12 protein-coding genes are annotated in these 12,353 nt (G+C 72.6%); 5 read left to right on the forward strand and 7 right to left on the reverse strand.

The window, feature by feature from the left end; all coding sequences use genetic code 11:
* Positions 1 to 11 precede the first annotated feature (11 nt).
* Together ACFYR0_RS34315 and ACFYR0_RS34320 are read right to left on the reverse strand one after the other, a co-directional pair.
* Entirely contained in the window at positions 12 to 749 is a 738-nt protein-coding gene (locus ACFYR0_RS34315; RefSeq protein WP_389337092.1) for a class I SAM-dependent DNA methyltransferase, read from the reverse strand.
* A gap of 43 nt (positions 750 to 792) precedes the next feature.
* Positions 793 to 1,419 (reverse strand): hypothetical protein, encoded by a 627-nt coding sequence (locus ACFYR0_RS34320; protein ID WP_389337095.1) that lies wholly within the window; start codon positions 1,417 to 1,419, stop codon positions 793 to 795.
* Between the two features lie 340 nt (positions 1,420 to 1,759).
* Here ACFYR0_RS34320 and ACFYR0_RS34325 point away from each other — a divergent pair, with 340 nt between their 5' ends.
* From ACFYR0_RS34325 to ACFYR0_RS34335, 3 genes are all read left to right on the forward strand, one after another.
* Positions 1,760 to 2,950, forward strand: a complete 1,191-nt coding sequence (locus ACFYR0_RS34325) for a sensor histidine kinase (protein WP_389337098.1) — start codon at positions 1,760 to 1,762, stop codon at positions 2,948 to 2,950.
* A gap of 66 nt (positions 2,951 to 3,016) precedes the next feature.
* Positions 3,017 to 3,745 (forward strand): response regulator, encoded by a 729-nt coding sequence (locus ACFYR0_RS34330; protein ID WP_389337101.1) that lies wholly within the window; start codon positions 3,017 to 3,019, stop codon positions 3,743 to 3,745.
* 262 nt (positions 3,746 to 4,007) lie between these two features.
* Entirely contained in the window at positions 4,008 to 5,192 is a 1,185-nt protein-coding gene (locus tag ACFYR0_RS34335; RefSeq protein ID WP_389337104.1) for a GDSL-type esterase/lipase family protein, read from the forward strand.
* A 178-nt stretch (positions 5,193 to 5,370) separates the two neighbouring features.
* Here the strand turns inward: ACFYR0_RS34335 and ACFYR0_RS34340 are convergent, their stop codons facing one another.
* The 3 genes from ACFYR0_RS34340 to ACFYR0_RS34350 form a co-directional block, all read right to left on the reverse strand.
* The gene (locus tag ACFYR0_RS34340) at positions 5,371 to 5,721 is read right to left on the reverse strand and encodes a hypothetical protein (RefSeq protein ID WP_389337107.1); all 351 of its coding nucleotides are present in this window, start codon (positions 5,719 to 5,721) and stop codon (positions 5,371 to 5,373) included.
* Positions 5,718 to 6,641, reverse strand: a complete 924-nt coding sequence (locus ACFYR0_RS34345; RefSeq protein ID WP_389337110.1) for a carbohydrate kinase family protein — start codon at positions 6,639 to 6,641, stop codon at positions 5,718 to 5,720. The genes ACFYR0_RS34340 and ACFYR0_RS34345 overlap by 4 nt, the downstream gene beginning before the upstream one ends.
* A gap of 207 nt (positions 6,642 to 6,848) precedes the next feature.
* Positions 6,849 to 8,048 carry a cysteine desulfurase-like protein gene (locus tag ACFYR0_RS34350; protein WP_389337113.1) on the reverse strand — a complete coding sequence of 400 codons (1,200 nt, stop codon included), beginning with the start codon at positions 8,046 to 8,048 and terminating at the stop codon, positions 6,849 to 6,851.
* 258 nt (positions 8,049 to 8,306) lie between these two features.
* On the opposite strand from ACFYR0_RS34350, the gene ACFYR0_RS34355 reads away from it, so the two are divergent.
* Positions 8,307 to 8,906 carry a 2'-5' RNA ligase family protein gene (locus tag ACFYR0_RS34355; protein ID WP_389337116.1) on the forward strand — a complete coding sequence of 200 codons (600 nt, stop codon included), beginning with the start codon at positions 8,307 to 8,309 and terminating at the stop codon, positions 8,904 to 8,906.
* A gap of 102 nt (positions 8,907 to 9,008) precedes the next feature.
* On the opposite strand, the gene ACFYR0_RS34360 is transcribed toward ACFYR0_RS34355, so the two are convergent.
* Entirely contained in the window at positions 9,009 to 9,494 is a 486-nt protein-coding gene (locus tag ACFYR0_RS34360; RefSeq protein ID WP_389337119.1) for an SRPBCC family protein, read from the reverse strand.
* A 374-nt stretch (positions 9,495 to 9,868) separates the two neighbouring features.
* Here ACFYR0_RS34360 and ACFYR0_RS34365 point away from each other — a divergent pair, with 374 nt between their 5' ends.
* Entirely contained in the window at positions 9,869 to 11,071 is a 1,203-nt protein-coding gene (locus tag ACFYR0_RS34365) for a serine hydrolase domain-containing protein (RefSeq protein WP_389337123.1), read from the forward strand.
* 315 nt (positions 11,072 to 11,386) lie between these two features.
* On the opposite strand, the gene ACFYR0_RS34370 is transcribed toward ACFYR0_RS34365, so the two are convergent.
* Entirely contained in the window at positions 11,387 to 12,052 is a 666-nt protein-coding gene (locus tag ACFYR0_RS34370; protein ID WP_389337126.1) for a beta-glucanase, read from the reverse strand.
* Positions 12,053 to 12,353: the final 301 nt, after the last annotated feature.

Below are 12,353 nucleotides of genomic sequence, written 5' to 3' on the forward strand. Positions count from 1 at the left end.
CCCGCCTGCGCCTACGCCGGGAGCCGGTACACGGAGACATGGGAGCGGGACTCGGCGGTGAACTCGCCCCCGGTCCAGTCGGCGTGCCTGGTCTGCGGTTCCAGTCCGGCGAGCCGGGCCATGAGGTCGAGCTCGGCGGGCCAGATGTAGCGATGGGGGCTGCGGAACAGGCGGGCCTCGCTGCTGTCGTCGAAGTGGAAGTGGTGCGACACGACCTGCTGGTCGAGCACGTCGTAGGTGTCGAGGCCGATGTAGCCGGGTTCGTGGTGCCAGACGGTGGCCGCGCGGCCGGGCGGGAGCACACGCAGCTCGGGCACCCAGAGTTCGACGACGAACCGGCCGCCCGGCGTGAGATGGCGGGCGGCGTTGCGGAAGCAATCGACCTGCTCCTCCTGGGTGAGCAGGTTGGAGATCGTGTTGTAGACGAGATAGACGAGCGTGAACCGCCCCGGCGCGCGAGCGGTGGCCATGTCGCCCATGACCACGGGGAGGGTGTCCGCGTCGGCCTTGGCGCGCAGTCGCTCGACCATCGGGGCGGACATCTCGATGCCCGTGACCGGCACGCCGCGCCGGGCCAGGGGGACGGCCACCCGGCCCGTGCCGATCGCGAACTCGAGGGCGGGCCCGTCCCCCGCGAGCTCGGCGAGGCGGTCCACCACCGGGTCGAGCACCTCGGGTGCGAACATCCCGGTGCCGGGTGTGTCATAGCGCCGCGCGGCTTCCTCGTCCCAGATCTGTTCCTGCTGCATTGCGCCAACGCTCTTCGCCCAAAGGGGAGTTGTCGAGTGAATTTCAGCGTACGGCTGCCGGTGCCGCCCCTTCGGCCCCGTCAGACCCGGCGGCGGGCGAGGCGTGCAGACCGACGGCGAGCCACATCAGCGTCACCCCGCCGGCGATGTGCAGCGCGCTGCTCAGCACCGTGTCCGCCTTCGGCGCGACAAGGGCGAGCAGCGGCAGTGTCACCGTGTACGCCCAGGCCGCCGCCCTGGGCCACACCCCGGCCCGGACGGCCGAGACACCGAACAGCACGCACCCCACCGCGAACACCACGGCCGACCCGAGCAACGCCGACCGGGTGGGGCCGCTCAGCAGATCCTCGACGGCCGCCTCGTCGAGGTAGAACAGCGCCATGTTCAGGGTGAACGCGGCCCCGCCGAACAGACCGGCCCCGACCAGGTTGACGACGTAGGCGACTTCGCCGGAACGTCCGCTCACCGGGCTCTGGCGCCGGTGCAGCGCACCCAGCAACGGCAGGGACAGCGCGGGCGCCAGGCCCAGCAGGTAACTGGTCACCGCGGTCTCGCCGGTGAACACCTCCGCCAGCGCGGGCACGGCGATGAACAGCCCCGACAGCAGCCCGCACACGACGGTGAGCGACGCGCCCGCGGACCGGGAACGAGAGGGAAGGGACAGGGACACGAAGGACACCTCCACGAAGAACGCTCGAACGGGACGGGGACCGGCCCACCCGAGACGGGAACGGTGACCGACCCTAGGAATCCGCACCGGCCGGACCCCAGATGCCGGACGGACAGTCCGTCCGCCGTACGTCACCGGGGCACGCGGCGCCGACGGGTGCCGAACGGCACATGACCATCGGCCTCATCGGCCGCAGCCACCTCGATCCCCCGCCTCGCCCGCCTTAGCCTGGAGACCGCCGCCGCCCGGGGAACCGGAGAAGACGGAGAGCCGAGGCGAGAGGGCCGGAGCTGGGGTCGGGGGCCGGGGACAGAGTCCCGGGGACAGGGAGGGGCCGGGGATGACAGCGCAGGAGCGGCGGGCCGGGGGCGTGACCCGGCCCGTGCCCTGGTTCGCGCCGTCGGTGTACGCCGCCGTCCTGGTGGCCGGCCTGTACGCGCGCGCCGCCGGACTCGCACCGCACGACGTGCCGCGCACGGCCGGCTTCGTGAGCGCCCTGGCCCTGCTCGCCCTCCTGGACGCGGCCGAGCACCGCCGCTTCCCGGGCCGTACCCCGCGCGGGGCGGCGGTGGCGCTGCTCTCCACCCGGCTGGTGCTGTTCGCCGTGGTGAACGCCGTCGACGGCTCGCAACTGTCGCGGGCCCTGTTCGTCCTCGTTCCGTTCGCCGCGTACTTCGCCTTCGGGCGGGTTGTCGCGCTGGCGCTGTCCGCAGTGTGCGTGGCGGGCCTGCCGGTCGCGCTGGCGGCGACGGAACCCGGCTGGCACCGGGACCCGGAGCATGTCTCGGACGTCCTCATGCTCGCCGTCGGTCTGGCCCTCGCGCTCGCCATGGCGGCGGTCGCGGCCGGCGAGCAGCGGGCGCGGGCACGGCTGGCGGCCTCCGCCGCGCGGGTCGCCGAGCTGTCGGCGGCGGCCGAGCGCGGACGCCTGGCCCGGGACATCCACGACAGCCTCGGCCACCATCTCACCGCCGCCGGTGTGCAGCTCGAACTCGCCTCGGAACTGCGGGACCTGGACCCGGGGGCCGCAGACCGGGCCATGACCGAGGCCGGCCGGGCCGTCCGGCTCGCCCTCGCCGACGTACGCCAGTCCGTGCGCGCACTGCGCACCGAACCCGCCGTCCCCTCCCTGGCCGACGCGCTCGGGGACCTCGGCCGGGACGCCGGTGGACGGCCGCGGGTCACCACGCACATCGAGGGCGACGAGAGCCGCTACGCCCCCGCCGCGCTCACGGCTCTCTACCGCGCGGCGCAGGAAGGCCTCACCAACGCCCGTCGGCACGCCGCGGCCACGACCGTGTCGGTCGAACTCACGCTCGGGGAGCGGGCGGCCCGCCTCGTGGTGGCCGACGACGGCCACGGTTTCACCCCGGGCGACGGCGACGGCGACGGTGACGGTCCGGCGCAGGGCCTGGGGCTGCTGGGCATGCGGGAGCGGGTACGGCTGGTCGACGGCCGGGTGGACATCGCCAGCCGCCCGGGCGCGGGCACGACCCTCACCGTCACCGTCCCGCGGGGAGACGGGCGATGACCGCCACCGTCACCGTCCCGCGCGGAGGCGGGCGATGACGGCCGCCGACCCTTGCGGAGGGCGCTCATGACCGTCCGGGTCCTGGTCGTGGACGACCAGCAGCTCGTGCGCGAGGGCATCGCCGCCCTGCTCGGACTACGCGACGGCATCACCGTCGTAGGCACAGCGGCGGACGGCCACGAGGCGGTGGAGAAGGTCCTCGCGCTGCGCCCGGACGTGGTCCTGATGGACGTACGTATGCCGCGCATGGACGGTGTGGAGGCCGTCGCCGTCCTGCGGACGCGCGCCCCGGAGTGCCGGGCGGTGATGCTGACGACGTTCGACGACGAGGATCTGGTGACCGAGGCCCTGCGTGCCGGGGCGAGCGGCTACCTGCTGAAGGACCTGCCGGCGGCGCGGCTCGCGGAGGCGGTCCGCCTCGCACACGCCGGAGTCGCCCAGCTCGACGCCCAGGTTGCGGCCCGCCTGGCGGCCCGACTGCCCCGCCCCGCAGCGCCGGAGCCCGACACGGCGGCCCGGAACAAGTCGATCAGTCCGCGGAACGGTCACGGAGCGCCCGGCACCCCGCACCTCCCGGCGGAGCCGGCACCGGCCCCGGGGACACCGCCCCTCACCCCGCGCGAGCTGGAGATCCTGCGTCTGGTCGCCCGCGGCCACACCAACCGTGAGATCGCCGCCCGGCTGTACCTGAGCGAGGGCACCGTCAAGAACCACCTCTCCCGCATCCTCACGCGTCTCGGGCTGCGCGACCGCACCCAGGCCGCGATCCACGCCCACGACACCGGACTGCTCTGACCGGTAGCGCCCGTTCCGCGCCGCGCGCACCCTCTCAGGCGGGCCCGTGGCCGAATTCCACTCCACCGTGACGCGGAAAACAGAACGGTCACATGACCGGAAATCAGTGTCGGCTACCTAGCGGTAACAAGTCCTGGCATGCCACATTCCTGCCTGCCACCGGCCGGCGGCCCCCCACCCTCACCCGCGTGCCAACACGCTCGGGGGCACTTTCCCGTTGTCCGGGAAGCGCCCCCGACCTGGCCGAACGATGGAGTTCGCCGTGTCCGGAACCGCCCCCACCCGTCGCGCCGGTGCGCGCATCCGCAGACGTCTGCTCACCGCCCTGACCAGCGTGGCCGTACTCGGCGCCGGTCTGGTCGCGGCCGAGCCCGCCGCGGCGAGCCCGTCGAACGGGCCCACCGCGATCGTCTCCCTCGGTGACAGCTACATCTCCGGCGAGGCCGGCCGCTGGCGCGGCAACAGCCTGACCAACAGCGGCGGCCGCGACGGCACCGACCGCGCCTGGACCGGCAGCGCCTACGACCCCGCGCTCGTCTACGGGGCCACGGCGGCCAACGGCTGCCACCGCTCCGACTCCGCCGAGGTCAGCAGCGCCACCGGCACCGGCGTCCAGGCCCTCGTCAACCTCGCCTGCTCCGGCGCCACCACGGCCAACGTCTTCCGCTCCGCCTCGGGCGGCCAGTCCTACAAGGGCGAGACCCCGCAGGCCGACCGCCTCGCCTCCGTCGCCGCCGCCTACGACGTCAAGGCCGTCGCCCTCTCCGTCGGCGGCAACGACCTCGGCTTCGCCGCCATCATCGAGAAGTGCGCCAAGGACTACATCGTCTGGTACTCGTACTGCCACGACGACCAGCAGCCCGTCGTGGACGCGAAGATGAACACGGTGATGAACGACGTCGCCAGGAGCATCGACGAGGTCCGCGCGGTGATGAGCGCGGCGGGCTACGGCGCCGGCTCGTACCGGATCATCCTCCAGTCCTACCCGTCGCCCATCCCGCGCGGCGGCGAGAACCGCTACGCCGAGAGCGGCTGGTCCCGCGTCAACACCGGCGGCTGCCCCTTCTGGAACAAGGACTCCGACTGGGCCCGTGACTCCCTCGTCCCGCAGATCGCCAACCGGCTGCGCCAGGTCGCCACGGCCAAGGGCGTCGAGTTCCTCGACCTGCGCGACATGCTCCAGGGGCGCGAGGTGTGCGCCACGGCGAGCAAGCTGGTCAGCTCTACGCAGCCGACGTCGGCCACCACCAGCGAGTGGGCCCGCTGGATCGACAGCACCGGAACCCAGGGCCCCGTGCAGGAGTCGATGCACCCCAACTACTACGGCCAGCTCGGCCAGGGCCGCTGCCTCGCCCTCGTCTACACGGCTGCCCCGGGCGGCCACCACACCTGCCGCAACACCCCGGGCACGGGAACGACCGGCATGTACGTGATGGCACTGCCCTGACCGGCCGTTCCCACGCCTCGTGCGATGACGGGGATCAGTCCCGCACCTCCACCCCGGTGGCCGTGAACAGAGCCCCGTTCGCGACGCGCTGCGTGGCCACCGACCGGCCGCGCAGCGCCTCCGGGACCCGGCCCTCCATGCCCGGCGGCGGATACAGCCGGTGGGGCAGCAGATCCGGCTACGCGCCGGAGAGGAAGTGGACGTCCACCCCTTCGAGCCGCGTCCGGTACGTCCCCGTGGTCAGCCGCAGATTCACCCTCTGCGGCTCCCGCGGCCACACCTTCGGCTCCGGCACCAGCGGGACCGTGTCCGTGGCGCGGTAGTGCAGCTCCTCCAGGCCGAAGCGCTCCCGCAGCGCGTCGAGTCGGGCGTGCGCGGGCGTCACCGGCGACACCCGGTGGCCCCGCGCCGCGTACTCGCGGCACAGGTTCCACACCAGCGGGGACAACCCGCCGTGCGTCAGCCGGTTGTCGGACCCACCGCCTTCGAACGAGAAGGCGATGATGTGCGTCCCAGGTATTCCCCTCACCCGACCGCCGGCACGGCGCGGGCCACGGCCGCGCGCAGTCCGGGCAGATCGATGAACTCGGTGTGCGTACCGGCACTCGCGCAGGAGAAGGCACCGGAGACCGACCCGGCCACCACACAGTCCTGGAGCGCCTGCCCCTCCATCAGTGCGTGCAGGAAGGCGGTGACGAACGCGTCCCCCGCGCCGTTGCTGTCCACCACCGGGCGCTCCGGGCGCACCGCCGGGAAGTGCCGCGCCTTCTCCTCGCCGCGCACCAGCAGATGACAGCCCGCCGCGCCGTCGGTCGCCACCACGAACCGGGCCCGGCCCTCGTCGACGACGCGGTGCAGGACCTCCTCCAGCCGGTCGTGGACCGCGGCCGCGCTGAGGAAGACGTAGTCGGAGTTCAGGGCGTAGGTGAGGTGGTGCGGGTTGGTCCCGTCCCAGTCGTGCAGATCGGTGGAGCTGGTGATGCCCAGCCGGTGGATGTCCTCGTACATGTCCCGGTTCACACCGGTGATCGACAGATGGACGTGGCGCGCCCGCTCCAGGTGCGGCAGATGGAACGCGCGGGGCAGCCGCAGGTCGGCCGGGTGCCGGGAGTCGTAGAAGGAGAACCGCCGGCCCTGCGCGTCGACCAGGTTGATGCCGCGCGGGGTGCCGTGCGGGGAGACCAGGTGACTGAAGTCCAGGCCCCGCTCGGCGTACGCGGCGAGCACGGCGTGGCCCTGCGCGTCGTCGCCGAGGTAGTCGATGAACTTGGTCGCCAGGCCCAGGTGGTGGAAGCCGAGCGCCACCCCGTTGCCGGTGTGCGCCACGTAGTCGTACACCGGCGGCACGTGCAGTGAGTCGCCCGGCGGGACGCGCAGTTCGTCGACGCGGACGACGGTGTCCACTCCGGCGCCGCCGACCACCAGGACGTCGTAGGGAGTCGAGCTCATGTGGGTGTTCCTTCCGTTACTGTACCTTTTGGGCCACCGCCCTGCCCGCAGCTCCCGGAGCCCGCCCCGTTCAGGTGACGGCCAACTTCCGTCCGCTGAAAGGCCATTGTCCGGCGGTCGGAAGGGCCCTGGGGAAGCCGCCCGGCGTAGCGGAACCGGCTTCGTACGGCAGTCTCCGGGCCGGTGCGCAGGACCAGGCCGCCCGACTCAGAGGAACGTGGCCAGTCCGTCGAGCAGCCGGTCGACGTCGTCGTCCGTGATGTAGGGCGCCAGACCCACCCGCAGGGCCGGGTCCGGCAGCTTCAGCGCGGTGAACGGCTCGTACGCATAGAACGATCCGGCCGGTGCCACCACACCGCGCGCCGCCAGATGCGACTGCGCCTCCCGTGCGTCACGGCCTTCCAGGTCCATCAGCAGCGTGGGGGTGCGCTGGCGTGCCTTCGAGTACAGGGTGACGGCGTCGCCCAGCGCCCGGAGCCCCTCCTCCAGCCGGGTCCGCAACGCCAGTTCGTGCTCGTGCAGCGAGTCGAAGGACCGGCCGAGCCGCTCCCTGCGCGTGGTCCCCTCACCCGGATCCATCTCGGCGAGGAAGTCGACGGCGGCCGTCGCGCCCGCCAGCGTCTCGTACGGCAGCGTGCCGAACTCGAAGCGTTCCGGCACCGCGTCCGACGACGGCACCAGCTTGTCGGGGCGCAGCGTCCCGAGGAACTCGGGGTCCGCCGCGAGCACTCCGCAGTGCGGCCCCAGGAACTTGTACGGCGAGCAGACGAACAGGTCGGCGCCGAGGGCGGACACGTCCACCGGACGGTGCGCGGCGTAGTGCACCCCGTCCACGTACACATACGCGCCGACCGCGTGTGCCCGGTCGGCGATCCGGCGCACGGGCGGCACGGTACCCAGCACGTTGGACGCCGCGGTGACCGCGACCAGCCGGGTGCGCGCGGACAGGGCCCGCTCGTAGGAGTCGAGGTCCAGCTCCATGGTCGTGGCGTCGATCTCGATCCAGCGGACCGTCACGCCCGTGCGCTCGGCCGCCTGCACCCAGGGGCGGACGTTGGCGTCGTGGTCGAGCCGGCTGAGCACGATCTCGTCGCCCGCGGTCCAGCCCTTGGCCAGATGGCGGGAGAAGTCGTAGGTGAGCTGGGTGGCGCTGCGGCCGTGCACGATGCCGTCGGCCGGTACGCCGAGCAGATCGGCGAAGGCGGCACGGAATCCGGCGACGGCGTGCTCGGCGTTGAGCTCGGACGGGCTCACATCGCCCCGGTTGGACAGCGGACCGGTCAGTGTCGCGGCGATGGCGTCGGCGACCGGGCGCGGGGTCTGCGTGCCACCGGGTCCGTCGAAGAACGCGAGTCCGCCGGCGAGCGAGGGGAAGTGGGCCCGCAGGGCCGCGAGGTCGAGTGCCATGGTCCCGGCTTTCTGTCGGCGTACGGTCTACTCTGGCCTCCGCCGTACGACACGTAAAGCGAGGGATTCCGAAGAGGGAGTTCAGAGTCCATGATGCTGTCCGGGGCTGCTCGGTCCCGGAAGTCCCCCCAGGAAGCAGTCCACGAAGTCATCCGTGAAGCCGTCCATGAGGCCCGGGGCGGGTGGGCCGAGGACGGGGTGAGGCCGGGCCGGGTGGTGCGTGTGCGGGCCTGGTCCTGGTCCTGGGACGATGGCCGGGTGAGTGGGACACCGTCCTACGGCGGGGCCGAGCCCGTCCGCGCCGCCGAGGCCGCGCCGACGCCCAGGACGGCGGTGGCATGGCTGCCGCCCCCGGAGCTGTGGCCGGCGATCCAGGACATCCGGTGGGTGCACGACCCGCAGATCCGGCGGTGGCCCCCGCATGTGAACCTGCTGTTCGGGTTCGTACCGGAGGAGGCGTTCGGCGAGGCCGTATCGCTGCTGTCGGCAGGCGCGGCCGAGTGCGCGCCGTTCACGGCGCGGCTGGCCGGGGTGCGGTACTTCCGGCACCGGCACTACGCGACGGTGTGGCTCGACCCCGCGGCGGCCGACCCCGCCCCGTGGCAGCGCCTGCACCGGGAACTGGAGGCCCGGTTCCCGCTGTGCGGCCGTCGAGAGGGGAGCTTCACCCCGCATCTGTCCCTGGGCCGGACGCAGCATCCGAAACCCCTGGCCGCCGAGTGTGCCGCCCGGCTCGGCACGCTGTCGGCCGTGGTGGGGGAGCTGGTCGTGCTGTCCCGGCGTGCCGAGGGCCCGATGCGCCCGAGGGCGGTGATCACGCTCGGCACGGGTGAGGCGCGCTGGACACAGGAGGAGTGAGCCCGGCCCCGCGAAGCCTCCGCTCCGCCTTCGCCCCGGCGCCACCAGCCGGTTCGGCTCGACCGGCCGCTCGCCTCTCAGTCTCCCGCCCGACCCGCCCCCTCAGCCTCCCGCCACCACCGTCTCCCCGATGCGCGAGAGCGTCGTACACATGCCCGCCCGGTTGAGGGCGACGCGGCGCTCGGGGTTCGTCCCGGCGAACACCGTGCCGAGCAGCTCGGCGGCCCTTCCCCGCCACCCCTCGGTCCGCAGGTCCTGCCAGAACTCGGTGACCTTCGTCCCCGTGCCCTCGGCCTCGAACCGGTAGCCCCACCGGGCGATCGGCAGCCCGAAGACACCGACGTCGAAGGCGAATTCGGTGTCCTGCCGCGCGACGGCGACCCGGCCCACGGTGAACCAGACGAACGGGCCACGCCTGTTGAGCCCGACGAACCGCGAACCCGCCCGCGCCGGAGACCGCGGCATCCACACGGAACGGCACTCCGGGCTCCAGCGGCCCATGTTGCGCAGGTCCGACACCAGCCCGTAGACGACCGCCGGCGGCGCGTCGACCGTCGCGCTCTCCTCCAGCCTCCACTGCCGCTCCATGCCCGGTCCCCTCCCGTCGCGTGGGACACCCGCCCACGCCCTACTGGCGGGTACGGTATCGGGCCCGACCGGGGCCCGTCGCCCAGGACGGTCACCGACACCGCGCGACGGCCCGGCCTCCTCCCCGCGTCGCTCCCGGAGAAGGGGCCGGGCACGGTCGGCCGCGTGGCTCAGCCGGTGATCCTCACGGCGCCCGAGGCCGGCCGCCCCGAGCGTCCCGGTGACCTGCCCCGTCGAGCCGCCCGACTCCGTGATCCCGGGGGGCTCCGAACGAGTGGACTCGTCAGGACTCCCACCCTGGCCAGGGCCGCCATCGGCGACACGGATGGTGATGTTGCCGTCTGAAGCCCCCTGACCCCGAAGAGGCGCCAGACATGCGACGTACCCCCTCCCGCCGTCTGCTCGCCGCGGCCCTGCTCGTGGCGTCCATGCTCACCCCGCTCGCGGTGACCCCCGCCGCCGCCGTCCACCCCGCCCCCGGCGTCGACCGGTACCACGGCGACGACTGCCCGCCGGGCGGTCTGGGCCCCGAGCTGACCGCGCGGCTGGACAAGGCCATCGAGGACGTCCGCCGTCAGGCCGGCATCCCCGGCATCGTCGCCGGACTGTGGATGCCGGGCAAGGGAAGCTACGTCCGCGCGAGCGGCGTCGCCGACACCGTCACCCGCGCGCCGATGACCACCGACGTGTTCGTGCGCATCGGCAGCGAGACCAAGACCTTCACGGTGACCGCCCTGCTCAAGCTCGTCGACCAGGGCCGGATCGGACTCGACGACCCGATCTCGGACTACGTCGACCACGTGCCGAACGGCGAGAACATCACCCTGCGCCAACTCGCCGAGATGCGCAGCGGACTCTTCCCCTACACCGACGACCCCGACTTCCAGCACGACCTGCTGAGCGACCCGCAGCGCGAGTTCACCCCGCACGAGGTGCTCGCGTACGGGTTCAGGCACGACAACACCTTCGACCCAGGCACGCAGTTCCAGTACTCCAACACCAACCTCGTCCTGCTCGGCCTCGTGGTCGAGAAGGTCAGCGGCCGGAGCCTGGTGGACTTCATCGAGCAGCAAGTCCTGCGCCCGGCGCGGCTGCGCCACACGGTCTTCCCCGTCGACGCCGCCATCCCCGACCCCCACCCGCGTGGCTACACCGACCAGACCCTGACCGGCGAGGTCGCCGACGCCACGGACTGGAACCCGAGTTGGGCCTGGGCGGCCGGGGCCATGATCTCGGACCTGCACGACCTGCACCGCTGGGCGAGGATCGTCGCCACCGGCACCCTGCTGAGCCCGCAGACCCAGGCCGAACGGCTCAGGATGCTCCCGACGGGCCACCCCGGCACCAGCTACGGCCTCGGCATCTTCGACAGCGGCGGCTGGATCGGCCACAACGGCTCCATCCCCGGCTACGAGACGGTGACCGTCTACCTGCCCTCGCGCAAGGCGACCCTCGTGCTCATGCTCAACACCGACATCACCTACCAGGGCCAGGAGCCGTCCTCGCTGGTCGCCCGGGCGATCACCGAGATCGTGACGCCGGACAACGTCTACGACCGCCCGGCCCCGCTGCAGTAGACGCACCGCCCGCGCAGGACTCGGGCGGGCCGCGCTCCCAAGTCACCTTCCCCGCCGCCGCGTTCGGCGACAGCCGCATCCCGCGAGGCGCCCGTTGAGCCCTTCGACGATCCGCTGTTCCGAATCTCCTTCCACCCGCTGTTCGGTGAGCCGGTGAACCCCCGGCTCACCGACGCGGTCTCCAGTCCGGCATCCCGCGCGCCCGCTCCGGTCCGGCATCCGAGCCCGCCCGCATCGCTCCGGCATCCGAACCCGCCGTCACAGGTGTGGCATCCGACGTCGCACGGCACGGCGCCCGGTCCGGCGACCGCCGACTCACAGCCCCGGCACCACAGGGCGGCGCACGGTCAGGCGCTCCACCCCGTACGACAGCTCGTGCGCGTCGGGATCGGGCTTCGGGTGGTAACGGCCCGCACAGACCGACAGGTTGACGATGAGATAGGCGTGCCAGCCCGAGCCGACACCGCGCTGGTCGGCGAAGATCTGCCTGCCGTTCAGCAGCCACACCACACTGCGCCGCCCGAACGTCACGCTCAGACTGATCACGGCACCGGGACGGACCGCGCTGTTGCGGACGTAACTCCCGCTGCGACGGACGTGGTTGGTGAGCTCCAGCAGATCCGGGTTGTCAGGGTGGTACTCGAAGACGTCCACCTCGTTGCCCCCGTCCCGCCAGGTCCAGATCGCCGGCCAGGCACCCATCCCCACCGGCAGCCGCACCCTGGTCTCCAGCCGGTCGCCGGTGCGCACCATGAACCCCTCGGGGCTCTCCTCGGTGGTGAGCAGACCGGCGTCCCACAGCCCGTCCGGCCGACGGGTGGCACGGAAGGTGCCGGTACGGCTGTAGCTGGGATCCGGGGTGAGGTAATCCAGTTTGTTGTCGCCCGGGTTGGTGGGGCCTCCGTCCGGATAGGCCCATGAACGCCCCGCAACCCACTGGCGATCGGAGGTGAAATCTGCGACGAAGACGACATCGCTCACGAACGGGCTCCCTTGTGACACCTGCTCCGCCATCGCTGACCTGGTCATCCCCGAGGACACGCTGGTCATGCGGCCGCTCGGCGTGGCGTACCGTCTTTCACGCGAACGAGTGACAGGCCTGCCGTACGCGCGTCGCACGGACCCGAACACCCCCCGGCCGATGCGCCCGGCACCCCCGCATGACAGGGTGAACGCTCCGAACCGCAGGAGGGGATGACGGGTGGCCGCGCCCATACAGCTGACACGGATGCACCGTGTTCTCATCGGTGTGGTGGTCTTCGGTGCCGTGATCATCGCCGCC

It is taken from the genome of Streptomyces sp. NPDC005017, from assembly GCF_042873115.1.
Lineage (GTDB): Bacteria > Actinomycetota > Actinomycetes > Streptomycetales > Streptomycetaceae > Streptomyces.